The sequence below is a fragment of the Nonomuraea sp. NPDC050663 genome, assembly GCF_044456985.1.
In the GTDB taxonomy this organism is placed as follows: domain Bacteria; phylum Actinomycetota; class Actinomycetes; order Streptosporangiales; family Streptosporangiaceae; genus Nonomuraea.
This window is the reverse complement of sequence record NZ_JBITGL010000001.1, coordinates 608,388-623,417: the sequence shown is the minus strand read 5'-3', so window position 1 is coordinate 623,417 and position 15,030 is coordinate 608,388. Positions and strand designations below refer to the sequence as shown.

General features: G+C 70.9%; 14 protein-coding genes. 8 read left to right on the top strand and 6 right to left on the bottom strand.

The window, feature by feature from the left end; translation table 11 throughout:
- The first annotated feature begins 36 nt into the window (after nt 1-36).
- Nucleotides 37-918, top strand: a complete 882-nt coding sequence (locus ACIBH1_RS03075) for a hypothetical protein (RefSeq protein ID WP_397311879.1) — start codon at nt 37-39, stop codon at nt 916-918.
- Nucleotides 919-1,625: 707 nt separating this feature from the next.
- Here the strand turns inward: ACIBH1_RS03075 and ACIBH1_RS03070 are convergent.
- Nucleotides 1,626-2,228, bottom strand: coding sequence for a DUF5941 domain-containing protein (locus ACIBH1_RS03070; RefSeq protein WP_397311878.1), 603 nt, complete (start codon nt 2,226-2,228; stop codon nt 1,626-1,628).
- Nucleotides 2,225-3,643 carry a CDP-alcohol phosphatidyltransferase family protein gene (locus tag ACIBH1_RS03065; RefSeq protein ID WP_397311877.1) on the bottom strand — a complete coding sequence of 473 codons (1,419 nt, stop codon included), beginning with the start codon at nt 3,641-3,643 and terminating at the stop codon, nt 2,225-2,227. The genes ACIBH1_RS03070 and ACIBH1_RS03065 overlap by 4 nt, the downstream gene beginning before the upstream one ends.
- A 111-nt stretch (nt 3,644-3,754) precedes the next feature.
- Between ACIBH1_RS03065 and ACIBH1_RS03060 the strand changes: the two genes are divergently transcribed.
- Together ACIBH1_RS03060 and ACIBH1_RS03055 are read left to right on the top strand one after the other, a co-directional pair.
- Nucleotides 3,755-5,134 carry an SDR family NAD(P)-dependent oxidoreductase gene (locus ACIBH1_RS03060; protein WP_397311876.1) on the top strand — a complete coding sequence of 460 codons (1,380 nt, stop codon included), beginning with the start codon at nt 3,755-3,757 and terminating at the stop codon, nt 5,132-5,134.
- A gap of 4 nt (nt 5,135-5,138) precedes the next feature.
- Nucleotides 5,139-6,857, top strand: a complete 1,719-nt coding sequence (locus ACIBH1_RS03055; RefSeq protein ID WP_397311875.1) for a CDP-glycerol glycerophosphotransferase family protein — start codon at nt 5,139-5,141, stop codon at nt 6,855-6,857.
- Here ACIBH1_RS03055 and ACIBH1_RS03050 read toward each other — a convergent pair.
- Nucleotides 6,820-7,830 carry a glycosyltransferase family 2 protein gene (locus tag ACIBH1_RS03050; RefSeq protein ID WP_397311874.1) on the bottom strand — a complete coding sequence of 337 codons (1,011 nt, stop codon included), beginning with the start codon at nt 7,828-7,830 and terminating at the stop codon, nt 6,820-6,822. The two genes, ACIBH1_RS03055 and ACIBH1_RS03050, sit on opposite strands and share 38 nt — an antisense overlap.
- A 63-nt stretch (nt 7,831-7,893) precedes the next feature.
- Between ACIBH1_RS03050 and ACIBH1_RS03045 the strand changes: the two genes are divergently transcribed.
- From ACIBH1_RS03045 to ACIBH1_RS03025, 5 genes are read left to right on the top strand one after another with little or no spacing between them, the layout of a single operon-like run.
- Nucleotides 7,894-9,336, top strand: coding sequence for an LCP family protein (locus tag ACIBH1_RS03045; protein ID WP_397311873.1), 1,443 nt, complete (start codon nt 7,894-7,896; stop codon nt 9,334-9,336).
- A gap of 47 nt (nt 9,337-9,383) precedes the next feature.
- Nucleotides 9,384-9,722 (top strand): STAS domain-containing protein, encoded by a 339-nt coding sequence (locus tag ACIBH1_RS03040; protein WP_397311872.1) that lies wholly within the window; start codon nt 9,384-9,386, stop codon nt 9,720-9,722.
- A gap of 3 nt (nt 9,723-9,725) precedes the next feature.
- A complete protein-coding gene (locus tag ACIBH1_RS03035; protein WP_397311871.1) occupies nt 9,726-10,940 on the top strand; it encodes an epoxide hydrolase family protein in 1,215 nt (404 codons plus the stop codon).
- A gap of 42 nt (nt 10,941-10,982) precedes the next feature.
- Nucleotides 10,983-11,813, top strand: coding sequence for a GNAT family N-acetyltransferase (locus ACIBH1_RS03030; protein ID WP_397311870.1), 831 nt, complete (start codon nt 10,983-10,985; stop codon nt 11,811-11,813).
- The gene (locus ACIBH1_RS03025; protein ID WP_397311869.1) at nt 11,810-12,646 is read left to right on the top strand and encodes an LLM class flavin-dependent oxidoreductase; all 837 of its coding nucleotides are present in this window, start codon (nt 11,810-11,812) and stop codon (nt 12,644-12,646) included. Before ACIBH1_RS03030 ends, ACIBH1_RS03025 begins: the two co-directional genes overlap by 4 nt.
- Here the strand turns inward: ACIBH1_RS03025 and ACIBH1_RS03020 are convergent.
- Genes ACIBH1_RS03020 through ACIBH1_RS03010 form a run of 3 tightly spaced genes read right to left on the bottom strand, consistent with a single transcriptional unit; the run spans nt 12,618 to nt 15,014 of the window.
- Complete coding sequence (locus tag ACIBH1_RS03020; protein ID WP_397311868.1) at nt 12,618-13,853, bottom strand: FtsX-like permease family protein; 1,236 nt, start codon at nt 13,851-13,853, stop codon at nt 12,618-12,620. The two genes, ACIBH1_RS03025 and ACIBH1_RS03020, sit on opposite strands and share 29 nt — an antisense overlap.
- Nucleotides 13,850-14,515 (bottom strand): ABC transporter ATP-binding protein, encoded by a 666-nt coding sequence (locus tag ACIBH1_RS03015; protein ID WP_397311867.1) that lies wholly within the window; start codon nt 14,513-14,515, stop codon nt 13,850-13,852. Before ACIBH1_RS03015 ends, ACIBH1_RS03020 begins: the two co-directional genes overlap by 4 nt.
- Entirely contained in the window at nt 14,508-15,014 is a 507-nt protein-coding gene (locus tag ACIBH1_RS03010; protein WP_397311866.1) for a PadR family transcriptional regulator, read from the bottom strand. Before ACIBH1_RS03010 ends, ACIBH1_RS03015 begins: the two co-directional genes overlap by 8 nt.
- Nucleotides 15,015-15,030: the final 16 nt, after the last annotated feature.

Below are 15,030 nucleotides of genomic sequence, written 5' to 3'. Positions count from 1 at the left end.
TGACACTCTAAGTAGCCAAGCCCGAACATATTCGGCATGCCCACCCCCTCCCACGATGCGGCCAACAGTCTGATCAGGGAACATCCCGAGCTCGCCGTCCGGTTCCTACGCACTGTCGGCCACGTCACCCTCCCCGACGTCCCCGTCCAGGCCGCCGACGGCGAGCTCAACGACCGCGTGTCCACTTCCTGCTACGCCGACACCGTGCTCGTCGGCGGCCCCATCCACGATCGCCGCTTCTCCCTCATCAGCGAGATCGAGACCCGCATCACCCAGGGCAAGCTGGACCAGACGATCCGCTACGCGGCCACGCTGTGGCTCCACTACGGCAAGCCGATCCACATCGTCTTCTTCACCCCCGACCCCAACTACAAGAAGTTCGACCGCGAGGTCACAGTGGTGTCGGGATGCCTGACCTTGTCGGTGGAGATCTGCTTCGTGGGCCCCGACGAGATCCCCGCCATCACCGACCCGGCCGTGATGGAGAACGACCCCGCCCTGTTCGTACTGTCGGTAATCGCCCACGGAGACCGGCCCGACGTGGCGGAGGCATTCTGCCGAGGAATGGCACACCTCCCTCACGACTACGCGGCGTATTACTATGAACACGCGGCAGCCAAGGCCACCCGGACAATCAGGCAGCGCATGGAGGCGACAATGAAGCTCCAGATCCCCGCATACAGCGACATGGCGAAGGAACACCGGGGCATCGGCCGCACCGAGGGCAAGGCAGAGGGGCGAGTTGAGGGCAAGGTCGAAGCGCTGCTCATCACGCTCGAAGCTCGCGGCCTCACCGTATCGCCGGAACAACGCGCTCGCATCGAGGACTGCACGGACCTGCCTCAACTTGACCACTGGATCCGCCGCGCTCTCACCGGCGCAACCACCGCCGAGGTCCTCGCCTCCGCCGGCCAGTGACGAGGTTCCAACTCCCGGCCTACAGCGATCTTGCCAAGGAACACCGGGGCATCGGCCGCACCGAGGGCATAGCGGAGGGCCGAGTAGAGGGCCGAGCGGTCGGAAGGGCCGAGGGCAAGGCAGAGGCGTTGCTCATCACACTCGAAGCCCGCGGCCTCATCGTGTCACCCGAGCAACGCGCTCACATCGAGGCATCCCAGGACTCCGCCCAACTCGATCGCTGGATCCGACGCGCCCTCAACGCCGAAACCACGGCCGAGGTCCTCGACGTCTAGCCCGTGAGGCAGAACCGCCAAGGGCTCTCATGGGCAGCGCTAGCGAAACCCTCGGTTACCCCGGACGAGGGCCTCGCCTCCGTCCCTCATTTCGTCTAGGCACCGTGATCACCCACGCCGGTCTGGCCCGCCTCACCATGGTTTGCCCGGGCGAAGCCCGGGCCCTTGGCAAGACGGGCGAGCGAAGCGAGCTCGACCAGGGGTCGCGACCTGGCGCGACTGGAAGAACAGCCTGAGTCCACAGCGCGAAGCGCCGCTTGCGAAGACCTTCCGCGCGGCGACGAGGCTTGGGGCGTGGCAAAAGGCAGGGCTAGAGAGGGCGGGGCTAGAGGAGCCGAAGCTAGAAGAGGCGTGGCGAGAGGAGAGGCGAGGCGAGAGGCGAGGCAGGCGAGAGGCGAGGGGGGGCAAGACCAGTGATCCCCCACCCAAGCCCTACCCCTGCCGCTCCCCCCGAGGGGCGGCCAGCCAGCATGTCAGGCTCTCCCACCCGAAGAACGCCCACAAATAGGCCGCCAACACTCCAAACCCCACCGTTGGCCACCCCGCCACGACCCCCAGCGAGACCGCGATCATCCGCCCGTCCCAGCCCAGCCCGAACGTCGACAACCAGGGCGGCGGGTACACCCTCTGCCTGATCCGATAAACCAGGTCATAGTGGTGAAACGCCATAGCCCCCAGCAACGCGAAGATCCACAGCGGCCCCACCTCGTGCGCGAACCCCACCGCCGCGATGCAGATGTACTCGATCCCCCGCAGCAGCGGCGGCGCCAGCCAGTCGTACCGCCCGTCGTGCGGGTGCGAGCTCCCCGGTCCGGCCAGCAGCAGGGTCATCGCCAGCGCCAGCACCGCCCAGTCGTTCGACCCGGCGATCCCGATCACCATCAGCACGCCGATGACGAACGCCGCCACGACGAGCGGCGGTAGCGGGGGCAGTTGGCCGGCGACCATGAAGCCCATGGCCCGCGAGATGGGCCCGTCGTCGCGGTAGGCGACGACGGAGCTGCGCGGGATGGGCGTCATGTGCACGGAGATCATGTCGAGGCCCTCTCGATGCGCCCGATGAGCTGGTAGAGCAGCGCCACGGCCCCCCAGCCGAGCAGCGACAGGAAGGTCACGCGGGCGTTGAAGACGGCGGCCGTGACGGCGATCAGCGCGGTGCGTTCGCCGATCGGCAGGACGATCATCTTCTTGAGCCACCGCGTGAGCGTGTCGCGTTCGAGGCGCGCCCGGATGCCGTGGGGGCCCTGGTCGGCGGGTTCCATGAGGGAGCGGGGCGGCCGGGCCCAGGCGGCGCCGACGCGGGCGGCGTCGGAGACGGCGCCGGAGAAGGAGAAGTCGACGGTGTGCCGGGTGACCTGGAGGATCATCGCGCCGACTGCCAGGTACCAGATGCCGTCGGGGTTGCCCAGACCGGCGGCGTAGCCGATGGCCAGGCCGGCGTAGACGAGGTATTCCTTGAACCGGTCGGCCATGCCGTCGGCCCACGCGCCGAGCGGGGTGAACTCGCGGGTGTAGCGCGCGAGTTGCCCGTCGACGCAGTCGAGCACGAACGACAGGTAGAACAGCACCCCGCCGAGCACCTGTGCCCAGCGCGCTCCGTAGGTGAACCACACGGCGGCCAGGACGGCGAGGCCGATCGAGATGCCGGTGACGGAGTTGGGCTTCAGCTTGAGCCGGGCCGCGAGCCGTACGACTGGCTTGGTCCAGCTGGAGACGAAGTGGGTGGCGAAGAAGCCGTCGTCGGTCTTGACGGCGGTGTCGAGCCGTACGCGGGCCTCGTCGACGTCGGCGAGACGGGTGACGGCGGAGTCGACGCCGCTCTGGCCGGTGACGCGCCCGCAGTGCAGGGGCCCGATCTGGGCGGCGCGTACGCCGACGCCAGAGCGGACGAGGCCGACGAGGAGCAGGTCGGTGGCTTCGATGGCGGTGACGGGGCCGAGGCGTCCGGCGCTGACGAGGTCGGCGAGCTCGTCGGAGATGTCGGCCAGGCAGCCGAGGTCGGCCTCGCCGACCTGGAGCACGGACAGGAAGGTCGCGTTGGCCTCGGGGACGGTGTGGAAGGAGCTGCCCGCGGCGGCGACGCGCGCGCCCTGCAGCCGGACGGGCGGGTGCAGGGGCCCGGGCGGGCGGTCGGGCGAGACGAGGGCGGCGGTGTCGTGCGAGGGGTGCTCGAGCAGCAGCGCGAGCGATTCCGTGTGCGCGACGATGTCGGCGGGCAGCACGACGACGGGTCCGTGGGTCAGGCGGGCGAGGTGGGCGACGGCTCGCAGGTCGTCGGCCAGGCCGCCGCCCGAGGGCACGATGTGCACCTCACGGACGGGTAGTTCGCCCAGCTGGCCGCTCAGCCGGTCGACAAGGGTGCCGTCGGCGCAGGCGAGCCGGCAGGCGGGTGTGGTGGCCAGGACCACCGCGGCGGTGGTGGTGCTCTCGCGGGTCATCTGTTCCGGCAAAGCGCAGGTCTCCTCCCGGTCGCGAGGGAGTGCGTGAACACAGCGTAGCGAGGCAACCCCCGAAAGCCCCGTTACCCTCGCCGTATGACTGGCGATTCTCGACTTCGCTCCGTGGCCGTCGTCCTTGCCGGAGGGGTGGGGCAACGGATCGGGCTGAACACGCCCAAACAGCTCATCAAGATCGCCGGAAAGACGATCCTGGAGCACACTCTCGCCCTGTTCAACGGCGCACCCGAGATCGACGAGATCGTCGTCCTGATGACGCCCGGTTTCGCGGGCGAGGCCGAGGAGCTCGTGGCCAGGTCCGGGTTCGGCAAGGTCAGCCAGGTGCTGGAGGGCGGCGCCAGCCGTACGGAGACGACCTGGCGGGCGCTGAAGGCGCTGGGCCCGCAGGAGTGCAACGTGCTGCTGCACGACGCGGTCCGGCCGCTGCTGAAGCCCTCGATCATCACCGAGTGCGTGCAGGCGCTGAAGGTGTACGAGGCGGTCGACGTCGCGATCCCGAGCTCGGACACGATCGTGGTGGCCGCGCCGGGGCCGCGGGGTGAGATCATCCGCGACATCCCCGACCGTTCGCGGCTCAGGAGGGGCCAGACGCCGCAGTGCTTCAGGCTGAGCGTGATCCGCGAGGCCTACGAGCGGGCGTTCGCCGACCCGGACTTCGACAAGCATCCCGCCACCGACGACTGCGGCGTGGTGCTGCGTTACCTGCCCGACGTGCCGATCTACATCGTTCCCGGCAGCGAGCACAACATCAAGGTCACGCATCCGGTCGACGTGCACATCGCCGACAAGCTGTTCCAGCTGACCGCGGTGACCGCGCCGCTGCCGTCGAGCTTCGCCTACCGCGAGGCGCTGGCGGGCAAGACAGTGGTCGTCTTCGGGGGTTCGTACGGCATCGGCGCCGACGTGGTGGAGCTGGCGCGAAGCTACGGCGCGACCGTGCACTCCTTCTCCCGCACCCAGAACGACACCAGGGTGGAGGACTACGAGAGCGTCGCCAAGGCTCTGGCGGCGGTGGGCCGCGCCGACTACGTGGTCAACACGGCGGGCGTGCTGCACATGGGCAAGCTGGCCGACTCCAGCGAGGAGACGATCGCCGAGACGGTCGGCGTCAACTACCTGGGCCCGGTCAACGTGGCCCGCGCCGCCTACCCGTATCTGCGCGACACGCGCGGCAGGCTGCTGCTCTACACCTCCTCGTCGTACACCAGGGGCCGCGCCGACTACAGCATCTACTCCTCGACCAAGGCGGCGGTGGTCAACCTGACCCAGGCCCTGGCCGACGAGTGGGCTGCCGACGGCATCAGGGTCAACTGCGTCAACCCGGAGCGCACGAGCACGCCGATGCGGGAGCGGGCCTTCGGCGAGGAGCCGGCGCACACGCTGCTGTCGCCGCGCGCGGTGGCCCAGACCTCCCTCGATGTACTGATTTCCGACCTCACCGGCCAGGTCGTCGATGTTCGGCTGGACGGGGCGATTACCGTGTGATCACATGAGGAGACTCTGTGTGATCGTCGTGCTGCTGGGCGTGTACCCGCTGTTGCTGATCACCGCCCTGTGGCCGTCGCCGCTGTGGTTCGCCGCGGTCGCCGTGGTCTCCTACGCCGCCGAGCTCGTCGCGCCCCGCTCCTTCCTGGCCGTGTTGTCGAAGGTGCATCTGGGTGCGACGCTGCGGTTCACCATCCGCGAGATGGCGGCGCTGCTGCTGGTGGCCAGGACGGCCGGCGCCGACTCACCGTGGTTCGTCGCGCTGGCCGCCGGGCTGTTCGCGATGCACGGGGTGCGCGCGGTCCAGACGGGCCTGGCCGTACGGCTGCGCCACACCATGGCCCAGATGCCCGTGACGACGCGCAACATCGATGTCTCCGAGCTGCGCATCCCGCCGGAGCCTCCCGAGTTCCTGACCAACTACCGGGGGGTGCGCTTCCTCTACCTGGACGCGCTGCCCGTGCTGGGCGCGGCGGTGAGCGCGACGGCGGGGGCGGCGGGCGCGGGCGTGGCGCTGCTGCTGGGCCTGGCGGGCTCGGCCGCCCTGCTCCCCTACGTACGGCGGGCGGAGCCGCTGACGAACGCGGCGTGGGTCCTGGAGGTCGTGGAGCGCCAGGTCAGGGCGTACGAGCCGGAGGTGGTCCTGTACTTCTCCGGCGTGCCGCAGGGCGCCTACCAGGTGCGCATGTGGCTGGGCACGATGGAGCGGGTCGGCCGCCGGACGATCGTGGTGCTGCGCGAGCGCGGCATCGCCGAGTTGCTGGGCCCGACCTCCCTGCCGGTCGTGTGCATCCCGTCGTCGGCCGACCTCATGGGCTTCCACGCCCTGTCGAGCGCCCGGCTGTGCCTCTACGTCGCCAACGTGGGCAAGAACATCCACATGCTGCGCATCCAGGGCATGCGCAGCGCCTTCATCGGGCACGGCGACAGCGACAAGGAGGCCTCGTTCAACCCCTTCTCCAAGGTCTACGACGAGGTCTGGGTGGCGGGTCCCGCCGGGCGCGACCGCTATCTGAGGGCCAAGGTGGGGGTGCGCGACGAGAACGTCCACGAGGTGGGCAGGCCGCAGCTCGACGGGGTCTCGCACGTGGGGCCCGCTCTGCCGTACATGACAGTGTTGTACGCCCCCACCTGGGAGGGCTGGACCGACGACCTCTACCACACGTCGCTCACGACGATGGGCCCGCGCCTGGTCAAGGCGCTCCTGGAGCGCGGCGTGCGGGTGATCTACAAGCCGCACCCGCTGACCGGGCACCGCGACAAGGCGGCCAGGCGGGCGGGCAAGAAGATCGTCGCCATGCTGGAGTCGGCCAATCTGGCCAACGCCAAGGCCCGCCACCCGTCGTCGGGCGGGGCGGGTCCGCGTGTCACCCACCTGATCGTCGCCGGGCAGCAGCCGCACCTGTACGAGTGCTTCAACGAAGCCGACGTGATGATCGGCGACATCTCCAGCGTCGTCTCCGACTTCCTGGCCAGCGGCAAGCCGTACGCGGTCACCAACGTGTCGGGCATGCCCGCCCGCGCCTTCGCCGAGCGTTACCCGAGCTCGGAGGCGGGTGTGCTGATCGGCCGCGACCTGGAGGGCCTCGACGTGCTGCTGGACGGGCCAGACACGTTGGCCGAGGCCCGCCGCAAGCTGCGCACCTACCAGCTCGGACCTGACTATCCGGACGCGATGACGCGCTTCAGGACGTCGGTCGAGAGAGCTTTCGAGGGCTGGTGAGGAAACCCCAGCCCCAGGAGAGGTGCATGGTGATGTAGACGAGCATGAGCCTGGCCTTCACCGCGAAGGGCAGGCCGCTGCCGGTCAGCACGGTGCCCGCGCCGATCGCCAGGAGGTAGCCGCCGGGGATGATCAGGCCGAGCGGGAACCACGGTGATACGAGGAGCCCGGCCAGCATCGCCAGCACGGCGCCGGGCGGGGCCAGGTAGCGCAGGTTGATCGTGCCCTCGTGGGTGCGCGCCACCACGCGCCGCCAGCGGCCGTAGTGGAAGTACTGCTTGGCCAGCGCCTTGACGTTGGGGCGCGGCCGGTAGGACACGCGCATGCGCGGCTGGAACCACACCAGGCCGCCGGTCTGGCGGATGCGGTGGTTCATCTCCCAGTCCTGCGCCCGCTGGAAGTGTTCGTCGTAGCCGCCGACCCGCAGCAGCGCCGAGCGCCTGAACACGCCGAGGTAGACGGTGTCGGCGGGCCCCGCCGTGCCGCCCACGTGGAAGGCGGCGGCGCCCACGCCGATCTTGGAGGTCATCGCGCGCGCGACGGCCTGCTCGAAGGCGGTGACGCCCTCGGCTGCCATCACGCCGCCGACGTTGTCGGCGCCGGTCTCGCGCAGCGTCTCGACCGCGACCTTCAGGTAGTCGGAGGGCAGCATGGCGTGGCCGTCGACCCTGGCGATGATCTCGCAGGTCGTGGCGGCGATCGCGGCGTTGAGGGCGTTGGGGGTGCGGCCGGTCGGGTTGGGCACCACGGTGACGCGCGGATCGCGGGCTGCGATCGCGTCGGCCACCTCCTGGGTGCGGTCGTGGGAGGGGCCCACGGCCAGGACGACCTCGATCTGGCCGGGGTAATCCTGCGAAAGGACCATGGTCACGGCCTCGTCGAGGTGGCGCTCCTCGTTGAGGACGGGCATGATCACGGAGACGGGAGGCCAGAGTCCGGTCTGCGTGGACGGCGCGTCGGGGAACTGCTTCATAGCGGGGCTCACGCTACTGTACGAGCAGGGTGGTTGGGCAACCTTCTCCAACGGGGGGCGCGCGTGGATGACGGTGGTGTGCATGTGGGCGGCGACGCCTACGGCGGTGTCACCATCCCACGCTCTCCGCGCAGGGCCCCGCGAAGGCGACGGCGCAACCTGATCCTCGCCGGCGCGATGTCGGGCGTCGTGCTGATCGGCAGCGGCGCGGTGTGGGCGACCTCCACGTACGGCCTGAGCGGCTTCGGCTCCGTCGACGCGGGCGCGTCCGGCATCCAGTCCGAGGGCGCGATGAACATCCTGCTCGTCGGCGTCGACAAGCGCGACGACCTGTCGCGGCGCGACCAGCGGCAGCTGAAGCTGGGCCGCGAGGTGGGCCAGCGCACCGACACGATGATGATCATTCATCTGTCGGAGGACCACAGCAAGGTCACCGTGGTCAGCCTTCCGCGCGACACGTGGGTGAAGGTGCCGGGCAAGGGCGAACACAAGATCAACTCCGCGTACCAGCTCGGCGGCCCGAAGCTGACGGTCAAGACCGTCCAGGAGGCCACCGGCCTGCCCATCAACCTCTACGTCGAGGTCAACGTCCTGGGCTTCATCGACGTGGTCGACGCCGTCAGGGGCATCACGGTCTGCACCCCGGTGCCGATCGACGACCAGAAGATCAAGTTCAACCTGGCGGCGGGCACCCACCAGCTCGACGGCGTGCAGTCGCTCTTCTACGCCCGCACCCGCGCCACCTCGCGCTCCGACTTCGACCGCATCGACCGGCAGCAGCAGGTCATGTCGGCCCTGCTCGACAAGGTGCTCAGCCCCCAGACCCTGACCGATCCCGCCGCGCTGGGCAAGTTCATCCAGAGCGTGCAGGCGAGCGTCAAGATCGACCCGCAGAAGGACCTGAACGCCCTGGTCACCCAGCTGCGCGACACCTCGCTCGACAACGTGAAGTTCGCCCAGATCCCGATCTCGGACGTCGACTTCAAGACCTCGACGGGCGAGTCGGCGGTGTTGTGGGACCAGGACGGCGCCGCCCAGCTGTTCGGCAGGATCAAGGCGGACCAGGACGTCGCCGAGCCCGCCAAGCCGTCGCCCTCCGCGTCGGCGTCGGCCTCGCCGAGCGCTCCTCCGCTGACCGTGCCGCCCGAGCGCATCCAGGTGCGGGTGCTCAACGGCACCGACATCCAGGGCATGGGCGCCCGCACGCGCGACGCGCTGCTGGGCGCGGGTTTCCTGGTGCCCGAGACGGCGGGCAACACCGCGCAGAAGGACTTCACCAAGACCGTCATCCGCTACGGCGCGGGGCGCGAAGACTCCGCTCGCACGCTGGCGGCGGCCATCCCGGGGGCGGAGCTGAAGCAGACCGACGTCCAGGGCGTCGAGCTGGTGCTCGGCACCGACCAGCCCAAGGTGCGCAAGGTCAAGGTTGCTGTAACGCCGTCCCCTGCTCCCACCTCGACCGCTCCGGCGACTCGAACAGCAACCCAGAATATCTGCAAGAAATAGGCATACAACCTCTCAATTAGGGCAGCTCCTGTTTCGGAGGTAGAGCCATGGTTGTCGAGATGAAGCAGGAGAGCCCCTGTACTGTCTTCCAGCTCCACGGCGAGCTGGACCACCTCGCGGTTCCGCGGGTGCGAGCGTTCATCGATCAGGCGTGGCCATCCGGGGAACCTCCGCATCTCGTCCTCGATCTGAGCGACGTGCCGTTCTGCGACTCCTCCGGCCTCGGACTCCTGGTGCGCACGCTCCAGCGGGTACGGCAGGCAGGAGGCTCGCTGGTCCTGGTGGTCGGGCCCGGGATGATCGAGCGGCTGCTGACCATCACCAACCTCGACGGGCACTTCCGGACGACGCGCTCGGTGCGCGAAGCCCTGGACGCGGCGGCCTGACGGGTGCCGCCGCCCGCATCGGGTGCGCCCTCGCCCTCGGGTCCCGGGTCTCCCGGAGCCACCGGTTCGAGCCCGGGATCACCCGAGGGCCTGGAACCCATCAGGATCCAGGCGGCGCAGGCCGACCTCGACGACCTGCGCGATCGGCTCCGCCGTACCCGCTGGCCCGATGAGGAGCCGGTCGGCGACTGGTCGCAGGGCGTGCCGTTGTCATACCTGCGCGAGTTGTGCCGCTACTGGGCCGAGGAGTACGACTGGCGCGCCGTCGAAGCACGCCTGAACTCCCTGCCGCAGTTCCGCACCCGCATCGACGGCGTCGGCATCCACGTCCTGCACGCGCGGTCGCGCCACCCGCAGGCCATGCCGCTGATCATGACGCACGGCTGGCCGGGTTCGGTGCTGGAGTTCCTCGACGTGATCGGACCGCTCACCGACCCGCCCGACCCCCGCGACGCCTTCCACGTGATCTGCCCCTCACTGCCGGGTTACGGCTTCAGCGACCGGCCCGCGCACACCGGCTGGACCGTCCACCGCATCGCGGAGGCCTGGGCCACGCTGATGGACCGGCTCGGCTACGACACGTACGGCGCGCAGGGCCACGACTGGGGCACCACCGTCTCGACCCTTCTGGCCAAGAAGCACCCGGAACGCCTGGCCGGCATCCACCTCGTGCCGCCGCTCGCCGCTCCCCTGGCCGCGCCGCTGCACGACGACCTGACCGCGGCCGAGCGCACCGCCCTGGCCGACCTGGAGCACGCCGCCCAGTGGGAGTCGGGGTACTCCGGCCAGATGGCCACCCGCCCGCAGACCCTCGGCTACGGCCTGACCGACTCCCCCGCGGGCCTGTGCGCGTGGATCGTGGAGAAGTTCCACGCCTGGAGCGACGGCATGCCGTTCTCCCGCGACCGGCTGCTCGACAACGTGACGCTCTACTGGCTGACCGGCACCGCGGCCTCCTCGGCACGGCTGTACTGGGAGAGCATCCGCGAGGTCTCCTCGTGGTTCACCACCGCCACCACCGACCGCATCACCGTGCCCGCCGGGGGCTCCATCTTTCCCCGCGAGGTGCCGCGCCCGTCGCGCCGCTGGGCCGCGCGGCGGTACGCCGACCTGCGGTACTGGAACGAACTCGACAAGGGAGGGCACTTCGCGGCCATGGAGCAGCCCGAGGTGTTCGTCGAGGAGGTCCGGGCCTTCTTCCGGCTCGTCCGGCTATGATCGATTGGGAGGAGATCGCCCTTTCCCCGGAGGCCTCTGACCTTGTTCGAGCAGTTCCCCGAGCCCGTCCGCTCCGCGCTGGTCGCCGCCGGCGAAGAGGGCCGGACCAGGCCCGAGTGGTGTTTCGTGAAGGACCAGGCACGCGTGTGCTTCTGGGCTCCCTATCGCGGCGCCGACCCGGTCGTCACCTGGTACTTCGAGCCCGGGCTCGACGCGTCGGCGGGAGCCGCGCTGCTGCGTGAGGGCATCGCCTCGCTCGGCGTCGACAAGATGATCCACGACATCGCGCTCAGCCCCGGCCTGACACCCTCGTTGGATCGCTCCATCGAGCACACGGCGGTGCTGGAGGCCGGGTTCCGGCTGGAGGTCGAGCGGCTGCGGTTCGAGTGGGCGGCGGGCAGCGACCTGCCGGAGGAGTCCGGGCGGCTGACCTACCGTCCCGCCCGCGAGCTGGGGGCGCCCTACGTCGTCAACCTGCTCGTGGAGATCTCGCGGGGCTCGCTCGACCACGACACCCGGGTCGAGGTGGCCACGCGCGGCGCGTTGCACGAGGCCACGGTCATGCACGCCGACCTGGTCCACCGCAAGGGCAAGCCCGACTGGTTCGTCGTGGGCTTCTCGGGGGCACGGCCGGTCGGCCTGGTTGTGCCCGACGACCACTCGATCGCCTACATCGGGGTCGTGCCGGACCTGCGCGGCCACGGCCTGGTCGACGACCTGCTGGCCCGCGGCACCCGGACCCTGGCCGAGGCGGGGCTGGAGCGTATCGTGGCCGCCACCGACGTGGGCAACGCCCCCATGGCGGCCGCCTTCGCCCGCGCCGGATACGCCCAGACCGGACGGTTGTTCCGCTACTACTGGAGATCCAGATGAGAATCGGCGTGATGTTCGACCGCGGCCTGCCGCCGGAACAGCTGATCCCCTACGCGCGGGCGCTCGACGACATGCCGCGGGTCGACGACCTGTGGGTGGTCGAGGACCTGGGCTGGACCGGCGGGCTGACCTCCGCGGCCACCGCGCTGGCGGTGACCGGGCGCCTGCGGGTGGGCCTGGGCATCGCCCCCGCGCCGCTGCGCAATCCCGCGCTGCTCGCCATGGAACTGGGCAACCTGGCCCGGCTGCACCCCGGACGCCTGGTGGCGGGCATCGGCCACGGCGTGCAGGACTGGATGCGCCAGGCCGGCGCGACTCCGCGCTCGCCGCTGGCGCTGCTGGAGGAGACCATCGTGGCCGTGGGCGGGCTGCTGCGCGGCGAGCGGGTGACGCTCGAAGGGCGCGAGGTGCACCTGTCGGACGTCGCGCTGGTGCACCCGCCCGCCGTCGTGCCGCCGATCATGGCCGGGGTCGTCGGTCCCCGTTCGCTGGCGATGTCGGGACGCCTCGCGCAGGGCACGATCGTGCCGGAGGGCTTCGGGCCCGCGCTCGTCGCCCAGGCGCTCAAGCACATCGACCCCGCGCCCGGCCACGAGATCGTGGTCCTCACCAACCTGATGATCGGCACCCTGCCCGACACGGTCGTGCAGGGCACCGCGGGCTTCCTGAAGATCGACCCCGGCGAGGTCTTCTCGGTATCGGGCACGGCCGGGCAGGCCGCCGCCCGCCTGGCCGAGCTCGAGCGGGCGGGCGTGCACACCGTGGTGCTGCGGCCCGCCGACCACGACGAACCGCTGCGACACGTCAGCGAGCTTCTTGCCGCGTTGAGCTGAGGACCTGCCGAAGGAGCGGGCGGGCCGCCATGGCCACCAGGGCCGCGGCCGCGATTCCGATCACGGCCGCGATCACCGCCCTGGAGACGGCCCACCCGAAACCTTCGAGATCCGGCGAGGGTATCGCGAAGACGACCACCAGCCCAGCGATCGCGGCCACCAGGCAGATCGGCGCCGCGGCGATCACCGCCTGCCTGAGCAGGACCCTGCCCAGCGCGCGCGCCGGAACTCCGGCCGCCGAGAGCGTGGCGTAGGAGCGGCGGCGGTCGATGAGCTCCTCGGCCTGGTGCACGATCAAGGCGACGGCCGCGGTGCCCAGCGCGATCAGCACGGCGGTGTCGACCAGGGCGTGCGCCACGAGGTAGTGGCCCATCAGCGCCTGCTGCGCCCCGGCCGCGCTCTCGAAGAAGACGGCCAGCGCCACCAGCGACAGGGCCCTGGCCCAGCCGCGAGGGTCGTCCTCGACGGCCCGGGCGGCCAGGAGCGTCTCGGGACGCGCCGCCCGCCTGCCGACCCGCCGGGCGACGGCGCGGATCAGCCAGGTCGCGCCGAGCGTCACCCCGAAGAGGATCAGGACCATGCCGGCCGCCATCACCGTCACCATGCCGTACTTGCCGAAGAGCGGGAAACCGCCCCTCACGAAGACGCCCGTGGCCACCATGGCGACACCCGCGACGGCCAGCAGCAGGTCGAGCACGCGCGGCCCTCGCCGTCGCGCGCGCCGGACCACGCCGAGCGGGGTGGCGACGACATGCCGGCCCGCGCGGGCGCCCGCGACGACGCCGCCGGCGGTCACGAGGGCGACGATCACCGGGATCTGGGTGTACGGCCCGGCCAGGTGGGTCAGCACGTAGAGGGCGGATCCGGCCAGGGAGCCGAGCAGTGCCAGCCTGCCGCCTTCGAGCGCGCCGAGGCGCCGAACCTCGGCGGGCGTGGCCCCGGCCAGGCGCAGGGCGGCCAGACGGCGCTCCCTGGTGGTCGTGGCCAGGCGGTGGGCCTGGTGGATGAGCCCGGCGGCGGGGACGGCCATGATGCCGAGCGCCAGGCCCGCCAGGGAGCTCCACTCGTCGCCGAGGTCGACCAGGCTGATGCCGTAGCAGAGCAGCAAGGCGGCCATCGCGGAACCGGCGGCGGTGAGGCGGGCGCGGATCCGCTCGGCCCGCGAGCGGCCGTGGCGGAGCATGCGCGACACGGCGATCGTGGTCATCTGGCGCTCCCGGCGAGCACCGCGCCGTCGCGCAGGGCGACCTCCCTGTCGGCGTAGGCCGCTACGCGGTTGTCGTGGGTGACGATCAGCAGGGCCGTACGGCTCTCGCGGGCGGTCTCGGTGAGCAGCCGCATGACCCGTTCACCCGCCAGCGTGTCGAGCGCCCCCGTGGGCTCGTCGGCGAAGACGATTCTCGGCCCGGTCACGAGCGCCCTGGCCAGCGCCACCTGCTGGATCTGGCCGCCCGACAACTCGCCGGGGCGCCGGCCGCCGATCTCGGCCAGCTCCAGCCTGTCGAGCCACCCGGCCGCGACGCCCAGCGCGTCGTTCCTGCCGTGGCCGTTGAACATCAGCGGCAGCGCCACGTTCTCCAGCGCGGTCAGCTCGGGCACGAGCTCGCCGAACTGGAAGATCACCCCGAAGCCCTCCCTGCGTAACCGGGTGAGCCCGGCCTCGCCGAGGGTGTCGATGCGCCTGCCGTCGAGCGTGACCTCGCCCGCCTCGGGACGGACGATCCCGGCCAGGCAGTGCAGCAGCGTGGACTTGCCCGAGCCGCTCGGCCCGGTGATCGCGACGATCTCACCCGCCTCCACCCGGAGCGAGACCCCCGACAAGGCCGTGGTCCTGCCGTACGACTTGACCAGGTTGCGGCCCTCAAGCATGGTCGTCCCCCTTCAGCCGCGCCAGGGCGGTCTCGATCCAGCGCAGGTCGGCATCGAGGTGCTGCAGCGCGAAGTCGGCCGCCAGCACCTGGGCGGGCGCCCCCGCGCCCTTCTCCGCGGTGAGCTCGCGCATGCGGGCCAGGTGCGCGGCGCGCTGCCTGGCCAGGAGGCCGTCGGCCCGTTCGCCCGCGACGGCGACGCGGGCGAACAGCGGGCTGGCGATGTACGGCACGGGCGGCTCGATCTCCTCCAGCCACCTGGACAGCTCGGTCCTGCCCGCCACGGTGATGGCGTAGACGGTGCGCTCGGGCCCGCCCTCGCGCTGGGTCTCGGCCACCTCGGCCAGCCCGTCGCGCTCCAGGCGCTGGAGCGTCGCGTAGACCTGGCCGTAGGCCAGCGGACGGTTGCCGGGCAGGCGTTCGTCGTGCCCCTTCTTGAGCTCGTAGCCGTGCTTGGGTCCCTCGGCGAGCAGACCGAGGAGCACGTGAGCGATCGACATGCCGCGACTATACACA

Bases quoted from the DNA above. Each gene is read 5' to 3' on its own strand.
- ACIBH1_RS03055 (WP_397311875.1), top strand. From the start codon at position 5,139: ATGAGGAGACTCTGTGTGATCGTCGTGCTGCTGGGCGTGTACCCGCTG.
- ACIBH1_RS03020 (WP_397311868.1), bottom strand. From the start codon at position 13,853: ATGACCACGATCGCCGTGTCGCGCATGCTCCGCCACGGCCGCTCGCGG.
- ACIBH1_RS03070 (WP_397311878.1), bottom strand. From the start codon at position 2,228: ATGATCTCCGTGCACATGACGCCCATCCCGCGCAGCTCCGTCGTCGCC.
- ACIBH1_RS03075 (WP_397311879.1), top strand. From the start codon at position 37: ATGCCCACCCCCTCCCACGATGCGGCCAACAGTCTGATCAGGGAACAT.
- ACIBH1_RS03010 (WP_397311866.1), bottom strand. From the start codon at position 15,014: ATGTCGATCGCTCACGTGCTCCTCGGTCTGCTCGCCGAGGGACCCAAG.
- ACIBH1_RS03040 (WP_397311872.1), top strand. From the start codon at position 9,384: ATGGTTGTCGAGATGAAGCAGGAGAGCCCCTGTACTGTCTTCCAGCTC.
- ACIBH1_RS03050 (WP_397311874.1), bottom strand. From the start codon at position 7,830: ATGAAGCAGTTCCCCGACGCGCCGTCCACGCAGACCGGACTCTGGCCT.
- ACIBH1_RS03025 (WP_397311869.1), top strand. From the start codon at position 11,810: ATGAGAATCGGCGTGATGTTCGACCGCGGCCTGCCGCCGGAACAGCTG.
- ACIBH1_RS03015 (WP_397311867.1), bottom strand. From the start codon at position 14,515: ATGCTTGAGGGCCGCAACCTGGTCAAGTCGTACGGCAGGACCACGGCC.